Genomic DNA, 19,795 nt, shown 5'->3' on the forward strand with positions numbered 1-19,795 from the left:
AAGCATCTACGATATGTAGGTGCTTTTAAAATTTTTTATTATTCGAATCTAATTAACAGCTGTCCTGATTCGGCCATTTCCTTTTCTTCAATTGTTATGGTCTCTATTTTTCCGCTAATTGGTGCAAGTATATCTGTTTCCATCTTCATGGCTTCAATAACCATAAGGGATTGTCCTTCTTTTACCTCTTGTCCTTCTTGAACAAGTATCTTTACTATTGTTCCAGGGATGCTTGCTCCAATTTCTTTTTTGTCTTCAGGGTTTGCCTTTTGTTTAAAATTATTTTTAAATTCTTTTTCAGAATGTTTATCAAATATTTTTATTACTCTTCTGTTTCCATTTACTTCAAAGGCAAGTGACACATTGCCATCTTCATCTGCATCGGAAATGTCAACAAGTTTTATAATTAAATTCTTTCCTTCTGCCAGTTTAACTTCTCTGGTTTGTCCTAAGTTTATTCCATGGAAGAAAACTTTTGATTCCATTTTGGAAAGCTCACCATAAGTCTTTTTGCTTTCAATATATTCTTCGAATACCTTAGGGTAGAGGGCATATGCAATTAAATCCTCTTCTGAAGGTTCAAAACCAAATTTGTCTTTAAGGTATTTTTTATTTTTTTCGAAGTCCTCTGGTTCAAGAAGTTCTCCTGGTCTTACTTTGATAGGCTCCTCTCCCTTTAAAACTAATTTTTGTAATTTTTCGGGGAAGCCTCCTAAAGGTTGACCCATCATTCCCTTAAAGAATGAAACTACAGAGTCTGGGAAGTCTAAAGTCTTTCCTTTTTCGTAGATGTTTTCTGGAGTTAAGTCGTTTTGTACCATAAAGATTGCAAAGTCTCCAACCATCTTTGATGAAGGAGTTACCTTTACGATATCTCCAACCATTTTATTTACTTCGCGATACATATCTTTAACTTCTTTAAATCGATGACCAAGACCAAAGGATTCCACTTGAGGTTTCAAGTTTGAGTATTGACCTCCAGGGATTTCATATTTATATATCTCTGTTGATCCTGATTTTAAATCCGATTCAAAGTTTTGATAGATTGGTCTAACCACTTCCCAATATTTGGATATTTCTTCTGCATAATCTAAATTTATATTTGTTTTTCTTTCGGTGTTTTCAAGTGCAGCAACAACTGAGTTTAGTGCTGGTTGACTTGTAAGGCCACTCATTGAGTTAAATGCAGTGTCAACAATGTCAACTCCTGCCTCTGTTGCACTAAGAACTGTTGCAACTCCATTACCTGTAGTGTCATGGGTGTGGAGATGAATTGGTATAGACACTTCATTTTTCAAAGCCCTTATAAGTTTTTCTCCAGCGTATGGTTTTAAAAGTCCAGACATATCCTTAATTCCAATTATATGAGCGCCACACTTTTCAAGTTCCTTAGCCATGTCAACATAATAGGAAAGGCTATACTTGTCTCTTCTTTCATCGAGGATATCGCCAGTATAGCACATTGTAGCTTCAAGAATTTTTCCTTCTTCAAGTACACAATCCATGGCATATCTCATGCCGGGAATCCAGTTTAAAGAGTCAAACACTCTAAACACATCTATTCCTTCTTTAGCTGATTTGGAAATAAATTTCTTTACTACATTGTCAGGATAATTTTTATATCCAACGGTGTTGTTTCCACGAACAAGCATTTGGAATAGTATGTTTGGAATTTTTTCCCTAAGGATTCTAAGTCTTTCCCAAGGATCTTCTTTTAAAAATCTATAGGAGACGTCAAAGGTTGCACCACCCCACATTTCAAGGGAGAATAGTTCTTTCATATACTTTGCAACTGCTGGTGCAATTTTTTCCATGTCCACAGTTCTAACTCTTGTTGCAAGTAGTGACTGATGGGCGTCTCTAAATGTGGTGTCTGTAAGTAGGGTGTTGTTTTGCTTTTTCACCCAGTTTACAAGTCCAGTTGCACCTTCCTTATCAAAAATTTGTTTTGTTCCAGGAGTAAGGTCTTCACCTTCTAAATATGAATAATCCTTAACGGTATCGAAGTTTTTATTAATTCTATTTTTATTGTTGACTACAATGTCACCAATGTAATTTAAAACTTTTAACTCCTTGTCATTTCTTGGAGCCACATCAAATAGCTGAGGATTTAGTTCTATAAAGCCTGTGTTGGTCTTTCCTGAAACAAAGCTATCTGAGTTTAAAACATTTAGCAAGAAGGCAATATTAGTTTTAACTCCGCTTACCTTTAGTTCTCCCAAGGCTCTCTTGGCCTTGTTAACAGTGTCTTTAAAAGTTCTTGAAGTTGTTGTGACTTTAACTAACAGACTGTCATAATATGGAGTTATTACTGAACCAACGTAGGCATTGCCAACGTCAAGACGAACTCCAAAGCCAGATCCTGAACGATACACATCAATGACTCCAGTGTCAGGTGCAAAATTATTTGTTGGATCTTCTGTTGTGACACGACATTGAACTGCATAGCCCCTTAGAGAAACATCTTCCTGTGAATTTATACCGATAAGTTCATGGCTTAAGCTATGATCTTGGGCAATTAAAATTTGTGCTTGTACAATGTCCACTCCAGTAACAAGTTCTGTAACAGTGTGTTCAACTTGAACCCTTGGGTTTACTTCTATAAAGTAGTGGTTTTTATTTTCGTCCACAAGAAATTCCACAGTACCGGCATTGTAATAGTTAACAGATTTTGCAATTTTAACGGCATCATCACATATTTTTTTTCTTAAATCTTCATCAAGGGAGAAAGCAGGGGTATATTCAATAAGTTTTTGGTGACGCCTTTGGATAGAACAGTCCCTTTCGTAAAGATGGACTATATTTCCCTGTTTGTCTCCAAGTATTTGGACTTCAATATGTTTTGGTTTACTTAAATATTTTTCAATAAACATATCGTCAACGCCAAAGGCTTTTTTTGCTTCGGATTGTGCGGACTTAAAGGCAGGGATAAGTTCCTCTTCGCTGTTTACGATTCTCATACCACGTCCACCGCCTCCAGCAGCAGCCTTTATCATTACAGGGTATCCAGCTTCTCTTGCAAATTCCAAAGCATCTTGTTTTGTTCTGATAGGCTTATCAACACCAGGAATGGTTGGGACATTTGCCTTCTTTGCAGCAATTTTAGATTTTATTTTATCTCCAAGGGTGTCAAGCACCTCATAGCTTGGTCCGATAAATATGATTCCATTGTCTTCGCATCTTTTGGCAAATTCTTTGTTCTCTGATAAAAATCCATATCCAGGATGGATTGCATCAACGCCCTTTCTCTTTGCAAGGTTTATGATTTCGTTCATATCGAGATATGCTTCTACAGGGTTTTTGCCAACTCCTATTTCATAGGATTCATCTGCCTTTGTTCTAAAGAGGGCAGTTCTATCTTGCTCTGAATAGATTGCAACAGATTTTATTCCAAGCTCACTACAAGCTCTGAAAATTCTTACAGCAATTTCGCCTCTATTAGCAACTAAAATCTTTTTTATTTTCACTGACATCTCTTCCTTTTTTAGTTCTTTTTTCATGATTATATCACAAAACAATTAATAATTTGATAATATAGAGTAGAGCATATTATTCGGAGGAAGAAATGAATAGAAAAATAAAAAAAGGAATTAGATTATTTTTGTTTTTTATAATTATACTTGGCTTTGCTTCTTGTGTGCCTAAAGATAATGAAAAAACATTAAGTGAGATTGAAGTAAAAAAAGCTTCTACAGAAAAAAATGAAAAAAACAAAATAAAAATAGAAGAGACAAAGGCGGAAAAGGGAACAACGGAAGTGTCTTTGGGAGTAACAGGAGACATAATGTACCATCCTTGGACATTTTTTAGAAATGTTGATGGTGAAGGAAACTATGACTTTTCTTTTTTCTATAGGGGTGTGGAAGATTTGATAGAGAGTTTTGATTTGATGGCTGGAAACTACGAAACAACATCTACTCCAAAAAGGAAGATGGAAGGCTATCCTCTTTTTAATACTCCTTCAAATTCAATAACGCAACTAAAGGAATCTGGATTTGACATACTTACTACCTCAAACAATCACTGCTTGGATTCAAGAGTTGAAGGAATCATAGATACGATTGATGCCTTAGATACAAATGGTATAAAGCACACTGGCACATTTAAATTAGGAGAAAGACCTTTTTTAATTGTTGAAAAGAATGATATTAAAATAGGAATTCTTGCATATAGCCAAATGTTCAATGGAATGGATCCGATTCTTTCCCAGGAACAAAGATCTATGATTAATCCTATGAATAGTGATGTCATGGAAAGGGATGTTAAAGAGTTAAAGGAACAAGTGGACTTTTTAATCGTGTTCCCACATTGGGGTGAAGAGTATATGTTTACTCCAACAGAGTTTCAAAAGAACAACGGACACAATCTATTGTCATGGGGTGCAGACATTGTAATAGGAAGTCATCCCCATGTGTTGCAGCCCATAGAAGAGGTTGATGTAGACGGAGTAAAAAAATATATTTTTTATTCCATGGGTAATTCAATTTCAGGGCAAAGGCAGGAATATAATGAACTTAGAGAAGTAGAAGCAGGGCTTATTGCAAATTTAAAAATCAAGAAGGACTTGGATGAAGAAATTACAACTCTTGAAGGAATAGAACTACATCCAACATGGGTTAAGATAGATAAGTCTACAGGTGTGGTGCAGGGTAAAGTCACATCTATAAAAGACTACTTGCCTGGAGGTAAACTTGAAACTTCAGTATCACAAGATGTGAAAAATAGAATTTTTGAAATTGGGAAGAGATCTGTGGATATTTTAGAGTCAATGGGATATGACACTGGACTTAAAGGAGAAATATGATATTTGTAAACAACTTAAAACTTGGGTTAGATGAACCCATAGAAAATCTTAGGGAGAAAATAAAGAACAAATTAAAAATAAAGTACGACGGATTTGAATATAAAATCTATAGACGTTCCATCGATGCAAGAAAAAATAAAATACAGTTTGTATACTCTGTAATTGTAGACATTCCACTATCTAAAAAGAAACTTTCGAAGTTTAACTTAGGGGAGGTAAGGGAGTATGTAGAAGATAAGTTCAAAGTAGATGTGAATAGAAAAAAAGGGCAGAGACCTGTGGTTGTTGGCTTTGGCCCCTGTGGAATATTTTTAAGCCTAATCCTGGCAAGATATGGTTTTAATCCGATTGTTATTGAAAGAGGAGAAGACATTGAAAAAAGGACGAAGTCAGTTGAAAGTTTTTGGAAAGGTGAAGCCTTGAACGAAGAGTCTAACGTTCAGTTTGGCGAAGGAGGAGCTGGAACTTTTTCTGACGGCAAACTAACTTGTAGGTCAAAGGATCCTCTCATAAGAGAGGTTCTTGATGTATTTGTTGAACACGGAGCTCCAGAAGAGATTAAAATTTTACAAAAGCCTCACATAGGAACTGATATTTTAAAAGAAGTTATAAAGTCTATTAGAGGTGAAATTATTTCTCTTGGTGGAGAGATTCGGTTTAACACCAAGATGACAGATATTATAATTGAAGATGGAAGAGTTAAAGGTATCATTACAGATAAGGGAGAACTTGAAACTGACAGTGTATTTTTAGCCCTTGGTCATTCATCAAGAGAAACCTTTAGAATGTTACATCAAAAGGGGATTGCAATGGAGTCAAAACCCTTTGCAGTTGGATTTAGAATTGAACATCCCCAGACACTTATAAATAAAGCTCAATATGGAGATGAATACGAAAATAAAATTTTACCACAGGCGGAGTATCAACTGACCTATAGAACCAAAAAGGGTAGAGGAGTTTATACATTTTGTATGTGTCCAGGGGGAAGAGTTATCTCTGCCTGCTCCGAAGAACATAGACTTTGTGTAAATGGAATGAGTTATCACAGTAGAAATTTAGAAAATGCAAACTCTGCCATAATCACAAATATAAATGAAGAGGACTATGGAGAAGGAGTTCTTTCAGGAATGGAGTTTCAAGAGAGAATTGAAGAGAAGGCATTTAATATGGGAGAAAATTATTACGCTCCAGTTCAACTTGTTGCAGACTATATCAACAACAGGGTTTCAACAGGATTTAAAAGAGTTTTTCCAACATATAAACCAGGAACAGTTTTTAAGAATTTAAATGAAATTTACTCAGATGAGATTAATGAAGCCATAAAAGAGGCGATAATTAATCTTGATAAAAAGCTTGAAGGCTTTTCTCTTGAAGATGCTATCTTAACTGGAGTAGAAACGAGAACCTCATCCCCTGTTAGAATTGTAAGGGACAAAGAAAGTTTTCAGTCAATAAGTACAAAGGGATTATATCCAATTGGTGAGGGAGCAGGATATGCTGGAGGGATAATGAGCTCAGCGGTTGACGGCATAAAAGCTGCAGCGGTCTACTTACAAGAGAGCTTTTAAGCCTGATTAAAGGCGAATGCTTTAAAATTAATTATGTCTAAGACTCAAAGGGAGTAACTTTTATAGTTGAGATTTTTAAAACTTTGAGTTTACAATAGAGCTATTATTATAAAATGGAGGAAAACATGAAGAAAATTTTAACGATTCTATTTGCAGTAATCATAGGACTTTCAATATTTGGAGCTTTTGACAATGCAAAGAGAAAAAAAGAAGCAGCTGAAAGAGAAAAGATGACATCTGTTTTCTTTGCTGAAGTTGAATCAAAAGAAAAAGTTGGCGATGAAACAAAATTTGTTTTTAAAGCACTTGAAGAAAGTCCAAAAGAATTTAGAGGTAAGACCTATGAGTACACAACAAATAAGGACTTCCAACCTATAAATAAAGACGGTTCAGCTGCAACAGTGGATCTTTTTAAAGAAAAAGACGAAGTTGCAATTAGACATATTGGTAAGATTGAAGAAAAGGATACAAATGTACTTACTGGTGAAGTGACTATGTCACCATTTGTAAATCCTGTTAAAAATCCACCAAAGGTTACAGGTGACAAGGCAAGAGCATCTGAAGACTCAACTGAAGGCGGAAAGACAAATCCTGACAAGGGTGGTAAAAAGCCAACAGAAACAGGATCAAAAGAATAAAAAATGCGGTGTGACGAAATATCTGTCACACCGTTTTAATTTGCTTTAAAAATCGAGCACTCAGCCCCTTGATTGAATTAATATTCTGTATAGAATTAAACTTTGTAAGTATAACAAACTTAAATTTTAAAACTGAGTGCTTGATTTTTTTAACTGAACTCAGGATATAGTTCAAGTTCCTCCTGACCTATAAATCTTGAGTAAATTTGAAGATATGGGGAAGTAAAGTCTATTTCATCAGTTACTTCATAATAGTCAAGTAGAGAAACCAATTCGAAGATTTTATCTTCATTTTCTTCATCTAAATTGGCTATATATGAATTTATTATTTCCTTCATATCATCAATATTATTTAATTTAACTAATAACAGAGCTTCTTCAAAAATTATTTTTGAATTTACTTTGCATTTAAGTAATATTCTAATACTAAATATTTTTTTCATTTTTCTCTCCTTTACTATACTTAGTGATTATATAATGAATTAAAAAAAATGCAAGAACTTTTTGTAAAAAATTTTAAAATTTAAGTATTAGTTCTGTTAATATAAGCAACCCTGTGATATAGTTAAGTAAAGTGATTGTTGGAGGAATGGAATGAGAAGACAAGACAGAGAAGTAAAAGATATGAATGAAATAGTAGATATTCTTAAAAGGGCTGATAGAACGATACTTGCTTTTAATGGAGAGAAATCTCCATATATCCTTCCTGTGAACACGGGAGTAGAGTACAAAGACGAAAAACTTGTACTTTATTTTCACGGTGCAAAAACTGGAACAAAATATAAATACATAAAAGAAGATGCATTTGTTTCCTTTGAATCAGACACAGATCTTGAACTTGTAACTGACATGGAAAGAGGTTACTGCACCATGAACTACTCAAGTGTTATAGGTTATGGAATAATTCATGAAATAGATGAGTATGATGAAAAGGAAAAGACTCTTCAAATCCTTTGTGACAGCTTTCACTTAGGTGACGGTTTTGAATACAATAGAAGGGCAATTGACAGAACTTCAGTATTTAAAATTGAAGTTTTAGAAGTTAGAGGTAAAGAAAAAAGATGAAAAAAATAGCTAAAATAGTTACTGGAAGAGCGTTTCCAATGGTCATAATTTTTTTGATACAATTATTTTTAATTGTTGAGATGTTTATAGTCCTAAGGGAAAACTTTATATGGTTTTATGTAGTATCATTTACTCTTTCACTGATACTATTGGTAGTATTGGTTAATAAAGATACAAATCCAGACTACAAGATAACATGGATAATACCGATACTAACCCTTCCATTATTTGGATCCTTTTTATATCTTTTCTTTGCTAAAAATAAATTTGCAGAGAGTGTAAAAAACAAGATGTCTACAACAACATCATCATTTCATTTTCTTATGAGCTATGAAGAGAACACTCTTGAAGAGATACATAACCCAGATGCCTATTTGCAAAGCAGGTACTTGGAACGTTATGCAAGTTGTCCAGTTTATAGAAACACAAAGTCTAAGTATTATCCACTTGGAGAATTATATTTTGAAGATTTGATTGATGACATAAAAAACGCAAAGTCATTTATATTTTTAGAGTACTTTATAATAGACGAAGGTTATGTGTGGGACACCTTGGTATCTCTTTTAAAACAAAAGATAGAAGAAGGTGTTGATGTTAGGCTTATATATGATGACTTTGGATGCATGAACAAAATGGGCAGAGACTTTGGAGATAAACTTAAAGCCTGTGGAATTAAATATCAGGTGTTTAACCCTATAAAATATATAGTGCTTCCAAAACACAACAACAGAAATCACAGGAAGATTGCGATTATAGATGGAAAAGTTGGATACACTGGAGGACTTAACCTTGCAGATGAATATATAAATAAAATTGTAAGGTTTGGGCATTGGAAGGATTCAGGTGTTCGAATTGAAGGACAAGCTGTGTGGTCTTTAACGGTATTTTTCTTATCCATGTGGAACTCACTAAGTAATGAGTTTTTATCCTTTAACAATTATCTTCCAAGTGAATTTTTTAAAGAGGAAGGATTTGTGGAGGACGAAGGATTTGTTCAACCCTTTGCAGATGCACCAAGGGATAAGGAGCCAGTTGGAGAAAACACCTACTTAAATATTATCTACAAAGCAAAAAAATATGTTTATATAACAACACCATATCTGATACTTTCATCAGAGATGTTGACTGCATTGACAAATGCTGCAAAAGGCGGAATAGATGTAAGAATAATCACTCCATATATTGCAGACAAGAAGATGGTTTTCATGGTGACAAGATCCTACTATGAGCCACTTTTAGCAGCTGGAGTTAAAATATATGAATACAAACCAGGGTTCATACACGCAAAAAATATTGTTTCAGACGATAATGTGGCGGTTGTAAGTACAATAAACGTGGACTTCCGTTCCCTCTATCTACACTTTGAGAATGGAATTTGGTTTTTTGAATCACCAATCATCAAAGACATTAGAGATGACTTTATAAACACTATGGAAGTGTCTCAAAGAAAGACACTTCAAGAGATGAATGAAAGACTTTTAGTTGTTAAATTGGCAGGGTCAATATTGAAATTATTTGCCCCGATACTATAGGAGAAACCATGAATAAAAAAGCTAAGAAAAAAGGAAGGTACAATGGAATAGATTTTGTCGCAGGACTTGCCATGTTATTTATAATGTTTTTTCATTTTGCCTACGACTTAAAATTTATTTTCAAACGAGATATTAATTTTTTTCCCTCACAGTGGATGGAGTATGGTAGGCTTGTGGCAGTGTTTTTATTTATGAGTATATCGGGAATGACACTTCATTTTTCAAACAGATATATTTTTAAGATTATAAAACTTTCAGTAGTTGCAGTAGCAATCTCCCTGCTTACCTATCTATTTATGCCAGATGAATTTATAGTCTTTGGAATAATTCACTTTTTTGCATTTGGGACATTGATAATGGTTTTTTTAGAACTTATTCTAAAGTATATCAATGGATACTTGGGATTTATATTATCCATGTTTGGATTTTATGTTTTTTGGCCTGTAACAAGTGGCTACTTAAACTGGCCTACTGGAGCAATTCGTCTTCCACAAAAGTTATATGAACTGAAATATCTTTTCTTTTTAGGTTTTCCTGGAGAAAATTTTAGCTCCGCAGACTACTATCCAATACTGCCATGGATATTTTTATTAATTGGTGGTTACTTTTTAGGAAAGATATTCCTAAGCTTTAATCCAGAAAAAAAGAAAAAGTCTTACGATCCAATTACTTTTATTGGACGAAACAGACTTTTCTTCTATATAATTCATCAGCCAATAATATATGTGGCACTTTCATATTATTTTAATGGTGGAATTGAAATTTAAAAAGTAGTATGCCAGAATAATTCTTCTGACATACTACTTTATTTCTACATTTTCAAAGTAGACAACTTCTATTTCCTTTCCGTTTTTAAGTACATGAATTTTCGTTGGAAGGTCATGCTTTTTAATATACTCTTCCATAGAAGAGTTACTGGATAACTCATAAAAATGTAGAGGTTCATATTTTGCGGCTTCATTTTCTAAATCTATGTACAACTCTCCTTCATTGAAATTTAATTTATAATCTTTAACTTTTGAATTAGGGTTGTTATAAACTAAAAGGAATTTATCCCTATTAAAAATTATGGCGGAGTGATGTTCGTGTTTGTTAATATCATTGATTAAACTTTCAAGTTTTGGGTTTTCAGAAAGATTAACTTTTATTTCAGCTAACTCAGTTAAGTTTTCTTTCCCCTTACAAGAAGTTATGATAGCTGCAAAAAAAATAATTAGAAATATTTTTTTCATAATTTCCTCCAATGAGAGAATTATAGCAGATTTTTCAAATCAAAGGAAATTTTGATATTATATATAACAAGTTTTTACATTAATGATTAGATGGTATACTAAATCAGTAGACAAAGGAGGCAAAGATGAGAGTTTCTTGGAATGAATATTTTATGAATTTGGCTAAGATTGTAGCTACAAGAGGCACCTGTGACAGAGCCTATGTTGGATGCGTGTTAGTGAATAAAGATAATAGAATAGTATCCACAGGTTACAATGGATCGGTTGTTGGGAATCCTCATTGTGATGAAGTTGGACACACCATGAGGGATGGACATTGTATAGCGACAATACACGCAGAGATGAATGCACTTTTATATTGTGCTAAAGAGGGTATAAAGGTTGGAGGGTGCAAGTGTTATGTCACTCACTTTCCATGTTTAAATTGCACAAAAGCCTTAATACAGTCAGGAATTTCCGAAATATATTACGAAGTGGGATATAGAATCGATGACTATGCAATGGAACTTTTAAAGAGGAACAAAATAAAAGTAGTACAATTAAGTTAAAATAAAAAGCCGTGTCACACACAATTGACCACGGCTTTTAATAAGTAACAAATTTATGTTCGATTTATAATCTTTCAATTAAGGCGTCGATATCTTCTTCTCTTGTATCCCATCCTGTTGCAATTCTTACAACCTTTGAGTACTCATCATGACGACTAATAATTTCAAAGGCGAAGTCTTGAGAAAGATTCATTAATTTTTCATCGCTCATAACTACAAAGGTAAGATTTGTAGGAGAGTTAACAGTTAATTCATATCCCTTTTCAACAAGTGCCTTTCTAAGTTTTGTAGCAAGATTATTTGCATTTCTTGCGATGTCAAAGTAAAGATTATCCGTAAAGAGTTCCAAAAATTGAATTCCTAACATTCTTCCCTTAGCAAGAAGAGCTCCTCTAAGCTTTAAATTATATTGGAAGTCCTTTCTTATTTCAGGATTTATAACCACAAGAGCTTCTCCGAACATTGCACCTACCTTTGTACCTCCTATGTAAAAGAGGTCACAATGACTTGCTAAAAATTCCAAGTCTATATCATTATTTTCTGCAGTGAGAGCATATCCAAGTCTTGCACCGTCTATATATAAATATAGTCCGTGTTGTTGACACACTTCATAAATTTCTTCAATTTCTTTTCTCGTGTAGATTGTTCCAAACTCAGTGGAGTTAGATAGATATACCATTCTTGGTTGCACGTCGTGAATTCTTGCCATACCTTGGACATGGTGGGCGTCAATTAACTTTGCAATGTCCTTAGCCCAAAGCTTTCCATTTCTGTTAGGTAGAGTCACAATCTTGTGCCCTGTATTTTCCACTGCACCACATTCATGTGTGTTAATATGTCCAGTGTCACATGATATAACTGCTTGATAGTGCTTGATAGTTGCAGATATTGCAACAACATTTGTTTGAGTACCACCAGAAATAAAAAAGATATCCATGTCTTCGTTGTTACAAAGTTCTTTAATTTTATTTCTTGCCTCTTCTGAGTATTTATCGAATCCGTAAACACCAGAAGTTTCATCGTTTGTTTCCATCAATCTCTTAAGGATGTTTGGGTGAACACCACCTGCATAATCGCAATTTAAATAAATCATAATCAACCTCTACTTTACTATCATTTTTGCGAGGACATCAGGATTACCGCATCCTGTAGTAATCACAATGTCTTCTTTTTCTACATTTTCACGAATATATTTGCATGCCTCTTCAAAAGTTTTGATATAGATGGCATTTATACCATTTTCTCTAAGTTTTTCGACCAGGTCAATTGAGTGAATAGATGGGTCAAACTTCTCCCTGGCAGCATAAATTTCTGTTACTACTACCTCGTCACAAGCGTCAAAAGAGTTAGCAAACTCATTTAACAAATGTTTTGTCCTGCTGTAGGTGTGGGGTTGAAAAGCGCAGATTAGTTTTTTCTTTTTATGTTCACCAAGGGCAGACATAGTTGCATTTATTTCCGTAGGATGATGACCATAATCAGTCATAATAACGGCTCCATTATACTCTCCTACAACTTCCATTCTCCTATGAAGATTGTGGTAACTTGAGATGGATTTTTTTATATGTTCCATATCAATGCCTGACTCGAAAGAGGTAATTATTGCAGCAGCAGAATTATAAATATTATATCTACCAATAATGCTCAAACTAAAATGTTGTTTTCCAAATCCAGGTCTATCACTTGTCATAGTGAATGATGGATGACCGACTTCATCAAAACTAACATCGGTTATATTATAAGTTGCACCTTCATTTTCAATTCCAAAGGTAATAATTTCGCCCTTTATATGTTCTAAAAGAGGAAGGCAGTTTTCATCATCAATATTTATTATCGCCTTTGAATCTTCTGAAAGATTTTTCATGTAGCCTATAAAAGTGCTCACAATATGATTGATATCTTTGTAGTAATCTAAGTGATCTTCGTCGATATTTAAAATTACTGCAAGTGAAGGGTAATAATATAAAATATTTCCCTTGAATTCACATGCTTCAGTTAAAAAATATTCGCTCTTGCCATTGTGCATATTGCCGTGAATTTCATCAAGCTTTCCACCGAGTAAAATAGATGGGTCAACATCCGCTTCAACAAGAATTTTTGATATCATACTTGTAGTTGTAGATTTTCCATGGGATCCAGATATTCCCATGGAATACTTATAATTTTTCATAAGAGCACCTAAGAAAACGCCCCTTGACACAACGGGACAAGTTAATTCTCTTGCACGAATAAGTTCTTCGTTATCATCAAGTATAGCATCGGTGTAAACGACAAGGTCTGGATTTTCTATATTTTCTTTTTTTTGACCTACATATATTTTAATACCAAGACTTCTTAAATTATCTAAAGTATCAGAGTCATCTCTATCGGAACCTGAAACTTCATAGCCATGAAAATTTAAAAGTTGAGCAATTCCACTCATGGAAATTCCACCGATACCTATGAAGTGTACTTTTTTTATATTTTTATCTTTATAATCAAAATTAAACATAATTTTCCCCCTAAACAAGAGTATTATACCATAATGACTCATTGTGATTAAGAGAAAGTTCTTAAAAAATAGATTTGTTGACAAGTTGTAACAATTAAATCTTATAATTTCTTAAAATTTTTTTAAATTTACCTAAAAAAGCATATAAATTTTAATTATTAATTGACATTTAGACATAAAATGGATTAGAATAAGGTTAAATAGAAATTAATTATAGCAATTGTCGATAGTAATATATTTTAGGAGAGAGACATGGGAAATGTAAGTAAAAAGCTCTTATTTATTCTGATGGCATCATTCTTACTTATAATTTCATCTACTTCTTTAGTGCAAGGGGCAAGCACAATTGATATTGTCCTAAAGCCGGGAGATGCAAAGAGAGAAGTTGTGGATAGGCAACTTAAAATCTGGAAGATATCCGATAAGAAGATAGAAGGCGACTTAACGGAAAAATTAAAAACTTTTGAAGATCTTTCTGAAGAAGCGTTGGATGGTAAATACAAAGATTTTTTTATAACTGAAAAGTCTGACAAGAACGGTAAGATAGTTATAAAAGATCTCAAAGAGGGAACCTACTATGTAAGAGAAGTAGGAGATAAAGAACCTAAGACCGCTCCCTTTTTTATACTTATTCCAATGGATGAAGATATAATCTATCCGAAAGTTGAGATTAAAAAGCCTAAAGAGCCAACAGAGCCAACTAAACCAACAGAACCGACAGGAGGACATCATTTTTTAAAGGTTGATTCAAAAGGAAATAATCCTTTAAAGAATGCAGTTTTCAAAGTCAATGTTAAAAAAGGCGATTACTATAGAGATTATTTAGTGGATGGCAAACCATACATTATTAAATCTGATAGTGAAGGTAAGTTTGTGGTAGAAGGTTTACCTTATGGAACTTATTACTTAAAAGAAATCATACCTCCAAAAGGTTATCAAGCATTGTCTGAAACTATAAAGTTTGAAGTCTCCGGAGAATCAGACAAATTCGAAATTGTTATAAAGAACGATAAGGAAACTACGCCTAAGGAAACTGATAAGAAGCCAAATAGGAGAATAAAAGTTCCAAAAACCGGAGATATAACCCTTATAGTTATGGTAATTGCAGGTGCTTTACTATTCTACATTGGTAAAAAATTAATTAAGGAATAATTGGGGAGTGCATTGAGCACTCTTTTCCTAATTATTAGACTGAATTGGAGAAAAATGAAAAAGAAAAATAAAAATAAAAAGAAAAGTCAATTACCTTTTATTCTAATTTTTGTAATTGGGTTTTTTATTTTGTTATATCCTCAGGTATCAAGACTTTATTATAGGGTTCAGGCGGATCAACAAGTTAGAAACTTTGATGATGACAAGAAAAAATTAGATGATAAAGAGATAAAAAAGAGAATTGAACTTGCAAAGGGATATAATGACAAGTTAAACAATGTTATAACAGAGGACCCCTACGAAAAAGAAAAGCAGGAAGAAGGGGTAAAAAATTATGCAAAGATGCTTGAACTACATGAAAAAATAGGTCACGTTCAAATTCCTATAATTGATGTAGATATACCTATTTATGCAGGGACTTCAGAAGAAGTTCTTCAAAAGGGCGCAGGTCATTTAGAGGGAACCTCACTTCCGATAGGAGGTCTTGATACCCACACTGTTATAACTGCCCACTCAGGTCTTCCTACAGCAAGGTTATTCACAGATTTATCTCAACTTAAAAAAGGAGACAAGTTTTTTATACATAACTTGGAACAAACCCTTGCATATGAGGTAGACCAGATAAAGATAGTTGAACCAAGTGAATTTAATGACTTATTAATAGTTAAAGGTGAGGACTATGCAACACTTCTTACCTGTACACCAATAATGATAAATACTCATAGACTTCTTGTAAGAGGCCATAGAATTGAATACAACCCAGCAGATGCATCGGAAATGCAAAAGACGGGAAGAATTGGACTTATATATAAATATGGATTCTTTATTGACATTGCATTTATTGTGATTTTAATCTATCTGGATATAAAGTACTTTAACAAGAGAAAAAAACTTATGATGACTTTGAATGAATTAAAGTCAAAACATGGGGGGAGTGAATGATGAAAAAGAAGAAAAATAAAAAACTTCCCTTTATCATAATATTTCTCTTAGGTTTTGGGATTATGTTATACCCAATCATATCAAGGATGTACTACAGAGTTGAAAGTGGAAAAGAGATTGAAAGCTTTGACAAAAAAGCAAGCGAACTTCCAAACGAAGAAGTTTTAAAAAGAATAGAACTTGCAAGGGCATATAATAGAACATTGGATCCTTCAAAACTTGCAGACCCTTATACGGAGAAGGAAAAAGAAGGTATAAAGGAATATGCAAGGATGCTTGAAATTAAAGAAAAGATTGGGCACATTGAAATACCTGCTATAGATCAGGATATTCCTATTTATGCTGGAACTTCTGAGTCCATTCTTCAAAAGGGAGCAGGACACTTAGAGGGGACATCACTTCCAGTTGGAGGAGAAAGTACCCACACTGTCATAACTGCCCACAGAGGACTCCCAACAGCTAAGCTTTTCACTGACTTAAATAAACTTCAAAAGAAAGATCAATTTTATATTCATAATATAGAAGGCGTTCTGGCATATGAGGTTGATCAGATAAAGGTGGTTGAACCTTCTAATTTTGATGATGTTTTAGTTGTTGAAGGGAAGGATTATGCAACTTTGTTAACTTGTACTCCATATATGATAAACTCTCACAGACTTTTAGTAAGAGGACATAGAATACCTTATAATCCACAAATACTTGGACAGGGTTCACAAGTGACTTCATTTATAAAACATAAAGACTACTTGATGTTCTCAATACCAATAACGGTTGTGCTTCTTGCGATATTTATATTTTTAAAGAGAGAGGTTAGGACTCTTAATAAAAAATTAGGGGAAATAAGAAAAGATGAAGATAAGTAAGAGAAAAATATTTGGATATATATTAATACTTGTAGGAATTGGACTTCCTCTATCAAACTTTTTGAATATGAGTTATACAGAACTTACAAAGACTGGCGATTTAGAAAAATATATTCAAACTTCAACTAAAGAAGATTCTAAAGTAGAAAAAAACATAGAAGAATATAACAAAAATATTGAAAAAGAAGAGATAAATTTCGTAGATCCATTTTCAGACGAAAACTATGAGAGACAGTACACAATCTATAGAAACAATCCAGATAAAGAATTTGGATTTTTAGAGATACCAAAGCTTGATATAAAGATGCCTATTTATTTGGATGCTTCCATAAGACATTTGGCAAAGGGAGCAGCTCACATAGATGGGACTCATCTTCCTGTGGGAGAGAAGGGAAGGTCTGTTATAGCTGGGCATAGGGGATTCTATAGAGACTTGATGTTTTTTCATTTGGATCGTTTAGAAAAGGGTGACCATGTTTATGTTTACAGAGGCGAAAAAGTTCTTGACTACGTTGTAGATAATAGTGAAATAATTTTTCCCTACGAGTGGGAGAAGTTAAAACCAATTGACAATGTTGATATGCTAACTCTTTTAACCTGCGAGCCTAAGAGACCACCAAGTCCAAAGAGACTTTTGGTAAACTGTGTAAGAGTAGAGGAAGAAAAAGTAGTAGAAGAGGAAAACAACAACACCAAGGAAGTTATAAAAAGGGTAGAAGTTGATAACTCAGTTAAAAATACAAAGTATGTAATATATGCATTGACAGCATTGTTGTCACTTATCTTTTTGAGATTTTTATACAAATTAATAAAGTATATCATAAAGAGAAAGTAGAAAGGCGGGTAAGACCTGCCTTTTTAATTTTAATTAAAGTTTAAAACATTACAATTTGATTGATACTTCACTAAATAGCCTTGTTAGGTAGACAATTTAGCGAAATAAATATATTATTAAATATGAGTTGAATTATGGAGGTAATATTTTGAATATTTCAATAATATTGGCGGCAGGAGAAGGCACCAGAATGAAATCAAAACATTCAAAGGTACTTCACAAACTTATTAATAAGCCGATGATAAAATATGTAATGGATGCCTGCGATGAGTGCGATGTTAAAAAGAAAATACTTATTGCAGGAAAAAACAAAAATGATTTAGAAGAACTTTTCAAAGACACAGACCTTGTGATTAAAGAGCAAAAGATTGGTCCAGAGTTTCCATATGGAACTGGCTATGCAGTAAGCCTTGCTCTGGATGAAGTTTCAGATGAAGATTCTGTTTTAATTCTCACAGGGGACGCTCCACTTATAAGAGGAGAGACTTTAAAAAATTTTATGGACTATCATAATGAAAAGAAATCTGTGGCAACGGTTTTAACAGCCGTTACAGAAGATACAGCTGGCCTTGGAAGGATAATCAAAGATGAACAAGGATATTTTTTAAAGATTGTTGAACATAGAGACTGCACAGAAGAAGAATTAAAAATAAAAGAATACAATTCTGGAATCATGATTATTAATGGAGCTTCTTTAAAAAATGCAATTTCAAAACTTGATAGTGACAACGATCAAGGGGAGCTTTATTTAACAGACATCTTCCAAATTATTAGAGAGGATGGAGAAAAGATTTTAACCTTCCAAATCCCTGATGAAGAGGAAGTTCATGGAATAAATTCAAAACTTCAACTTTCAGAAGCGGAGGAGGTTTTGAGGAAGAGAATAAACGAAAAGTATATGCTTGAAGGAGTTGTACTTGAAAATCCATCAAATATTTTTATAGAAGATGGAGTGAAGATTGGTAGAGACACCATTATTCATTCCGGTGCAAAAATTATGGGAGACACTACCATAGGTGAAGATTGCATAATAACAGGGGACAGTACAATTTGCGATAGTATTATTGAAGACAATGTAATTATAAAATCTTCTGTTATAGAAAAAAGTCATGTGGGAGAAGGTACAGACATTGGTCCTTTCGCACATCTTAGACCAAAAGCAAATCTTGGTAAGCATGTTCACATTGGAAACTTTGTTGAAGTTAAAAATGCGACTGTAGGAAACTATACAAAGGCAGGACACTTAGCATATATAGGCGATGCGGATCTTGGAGAACATATCAACATCGGTTGTGGTGCAATTTTTGTAAACTATGATGGAGTTAATAAACATCGCTCAAAAATTGAAGATGGTGCATTTATAGGATCAAATGCCAATATAGTTGCTCCAGTTCACATTGGAGAAAAAGGATTTATTGCGGCAGGTTCAACAATAACAAAAGATGTTGACGGTGGTGACCTATCCATTGAAAGAGGGCAACAGGCAAATATTCCTGGATGGGTTAAGAGAAGAGAGGAAAGGAACAAAAATAAATAATTGAAATTAGTAGTGGGACTGGGAAATCCAGGACAAAAATATTTAAAGAATAGACATAATGTTGGGTTTATGACTATTGATAAACTATTAGAAAGAAATAATATAGATATAAATAGAGAAAAGTTTAGAGCGGGCATTGGCGAAGGTCGTATAGCTGGAGAGAAGGTAATACTTATGAAACCTCTTACCTATATGAATAATTCTGGAATGGCTGTTTTGGACTGTGCAAACTATTATGATATTACTCCAGAAGAAATTATAGTTATAACAGATGACATAGATATACCATGGGGTAGTATCAGAATAAAACAAAAGGGTTCAGCAGGAAGCCATAATGGGTTAAAGTCAATAATATACCACTTGAACTCGCAGAATTTTCCAAGAGTGAAGGTATCAGTAGGAAAGAAACTTCCGCAAATGGACTTGGCTGACTTTGTATTAAGTAATTTTTCACAAGATGAACAAAAGATTTTGGACTTGGAGATAGAAGATGCAGCAAGAGCTGTAGAGATGTTGGTAGAAGACAGCATAGAAGAGGCTATGAATCTCTATAACGGAGTTAATCATAGCGAGTTGTGATAGGATTTG

General features: G+C 33.7%; 18 protein-coding genes. 13 read left to right on the forward strand and 5 right to left on the reverse strand.

Translation table 11 applies throughout. The annotated features are described in order from the left end of the window. Positions 1-38: 38 nt before the first annotated feature. Positions 39-3,500: a pyruvate carboxylase gene (locus tag BN2746_RS01105; protein ID WP_231718300.1), complete on the reverse strand. Its 3,462-nt coding sequence runs from the start codon at positions 3,498-3,500 to the stop codon at positions 39-41. A gap of 65 nt (positions 3,501-3,565) precedes the next feature. Here BN2746_RS01105 and BN2746_RS01110 point away from each other — a divergent pair, with 65 nt between their 5' ends. The 3 genes from BN2746_RS01110 to BN2746_RS01120 all read left to right on the forward strand — a co-directional run bounded on the left by BN2746_RS01110 (position 3,566) and on the right by BN2746_RS01120 (position 7,010). Next, positions 3,566-4,804: a CapA family protein gene (locus BN2746_RS01110; RefSeq protein WP_055078027.1), complete on the forward strand. Its 1,239-nt coding sequence runs from the start codon at positions 3,566-3,568 to the stop codon at positions 4,802-4,804. Beyond that, the gene (locus BN2746_RS01115) at positions 4,801-6,372 is read left to right on the forward strand and encodes an FAD-dependent protein (RefSeq protein ID WP_055078028.1); all 1,572 of its coding nucleotides are present in this window, start codon (positions 4,801-4,803) and stop codon (positions 6,370-6,372) included. Before BN2746_RS01110 ends, BN2746_RS01115 begins: the two co-directional genes overlap by 4 nt. 125 nt (positions 6,373-6,497) lie before the next feature. Then, positions 6,498-7,010, forward strand: coding sequence for a hypothetical protein (locus BN2746_RS01120; protein ID WP_055078029.1), 513 nt, complete (start codon positions 6,498-6,500; stop codon positions 7,008-7,010). Between the two features lie 149 nt (positions 7,011-7,159). Here the strand turns inward: BN2746_RS01120 and BN2746_RS01125 are convergent, their stop codons facing one another. Continuing rightward, positions 7,160-7,453: a hypothetical protein gene (locus BN2746_RS01125; protein WP_055078030.1), complete on the reverse strand. Its 294-nt coding sequence runs from the start codon at positions 7,451-7,453 to the stop codon at positions 7,160-7,162. A gap of 151 nt (positions 7,454-7,604) precedes the next feature. Between BN2746_RS01125 and BN2746_RS01130 the strand changes: the two genes are divergently transcribed. From BN2746_RS01130 to BN2746_RS01140, 3 genes are read left to right on the forward strand one after another with little or no spacing between them, the layout of a single operon-like run. Further along, positions 7,605-8,075 carry a pyridoxamine 5'-phosphate oxidase family protein gene (locus BN2746_RS01130; protein WP_055078031.1) on the forward strand — a complete coding sequence of 157 codons (471 nt, stop codon included), beginning with the start codon at positions 7,605-7,607 and terminating at the stop codon, positions 8,073-8,075. Then, positions 8,072-9,607, forward strand: a complete 1,536-nt coding sequence (gene cls / locus BN2746_RS01135; protein WP_055078032.1) for a cardiolipin synthase — start codon at positions 8,072-8,074, stop codon at positions 9,605-9,607. Before BN2746_RS01130 ends, cls begins: the two co-directional genes overlap by 4 nt. 8 nt (positions 9,608-9,615) lie before the next feature. Continuing rightward, on the forward strand, positions 9,616-10,374 hold the full coding sequence (locus BN2746_RS01140) for a heparan-alpha-glucosaminide N-acetyltransferase domain-containing protein (RefSeq protein WP_055078033.1): 759 nt from the start codon (positions 9,616-9,618) through the stop codon (positions 10,372-10,374). A 33-nt stretch (positions 10,375-10,407) separates the two neighbouring features. Here BN2746_RS01140 and BN2746_RS01145 read toward each other — a convergent pair whose 3' ends face one another. Further along, the gene (locus BN2746_RS01145) at positions 10,408-10,839 is read right to left on the reverse strand and encodes a hypothetical protein (RefSeq protein ID WP_055078034.1); all 432 of its coding nucleotides are present in this window, start codon (positions 10,837-10,839) and stop codon (positions 10,408-10,410) included. A gap of 125 nt (positions 10,840-10,964) precedes the next feature. Between BN2746_RS01145 and BN2746_RS01150 the strand changes: the two genes are divergently transcribed. Beyond that, positions 10,965-11,387, forward strand: a complete 423-nt coding sequence (locus BN2746_RS01150) for a deoxycytidylate deaminase (protein ID WP_055078035.1) — start codon at positions 10,965-10,967, stop codon at positions 11,385-11,387. Between the two features lie 64 nt (positions 11,388-11,451). Here the strand turns inward: BN2746_RS01150 and BN2746_RS01155 are convergent, their stop codons facing one another. Together BN2746_RS01155 and murC are read right to left on the reverse strand one after the other, a co-directional pair. Further along, positions 11,452-12,480 carry a threonine aldolase family protein gene (locus BN2746_RS01155; RefSeq protein ID WP_055078036.1) on the reverse strand — a complete coding sequence of 343 codons (1,029 nt, stop codon included), beginning with the start codon at positions 12,478-12,480 and terminating at the stop codon, positions 11,452-11,454. Between the two features lie 9 nt (positions 12,481-12,489). Beyond that, positions 12,490-13,878: a UDP-N-acetylmuramate--L-alanine ligase gene (gene murC, locus BN2746_RS01160; protein ID WP_055078037.1), complete on the reverse strand. Its 1,389-nt coding sequence runs from the start codon at positions 13,876-13,878 to the stop codon at positions 12,490-12,492. 252 nt (positions 13,879-14,130) lie between these two features. Here murC and BN2746_RS01165 point away from each other — a divergent pair, with 252 nt between their 5' ends. From BN2746_RS01165 to pth, 6 genes are all read left to right on the forward strand, one after another. Further along, the gene (locus tag BN2746_RS01165; RefSeq protein WP_055078038.1) at positions 14,131-15,030 is read left to right on the forward strand and encodes an MSCRAMM family protein; all 900 of its coding nucleotides are present in this window, start codon (positions 14,131-14,133) and stop codon (positions 15,028-15,030) included. A 54-nt stretch (positions 15,031-15,084) separates the two neighbouring features. Next, on the forward strand, positions 15,085-15,972 hold the full coding sequence (locus tag BN2746_RS01170) for a class C sortase (protein ID WP_055078039.1): 888 nt from the start codon (positions 15,085-15,087) through the stop codon (positions 15,970-15,972). After that, a complete protein-coding gene (locus BN2746_RS01175) occupies positions 15,969-16,835 on the forward strand; it encodes a class C sortase (RefSeq protein WP_055078040.1) in 867 nt (288 codons plus the stop codon). The genes BN2746_RS01170 and BN2746_RS01175 overlap by 4 nt, the downstream gene beginning before the upstream one ends. Then, positions 16,822-17,670, forward strand: a complete 849-nt coding sequence (locus BN2746_RS01180; RefSeq protein ID WP_055078041.1) for a class C sortase — start codon at positions 16,822-16,824, stop codon at positions 17,668-17,670. Before BN2746_RS01175 ends, BN2746_RS01180 begins: the two co-directional genes overlap by 14 nt. 148 nt (positions 17,671-17,818) lie before the next feature. After that, positions 17,819-19,207, forward strand: a complete 1,389-nt coding sequence (gene glmU, locus BN2746_RS01185; protein ID WP_055078042.1) for a bifunctional UDP-N-acetylglucosamine diphosphorylase/glucosamine-1-phosphate N-acetyltransferase GlmU — start codon at positions 17,819-17,821, stop codon at positions 19,205-19,207. Then, positions 19,208-19,786, forward strand: a complete 579-nt coding sequence (gene pth, locus BN2746_RS01190) for an aminoacyl-tRNA hydrolase (RefSeq protein WP_055078043.1) — start codon at positions 19,208-19,210, stop codon at positions 19,784-19,786. Positions 19,787-19,795: the final 9 nt, after the last annotated feature.

This window comes from Lagierella massiliensis, from assembly GCF_001407835.1.
Taxonomy (GTDB): Bacteria; Bacillota; Clostridia; order Tissierellales; family Peptoniphilaceae; genus Mediannikoviicoccus; species Mediannikoviicoccus massiliensis.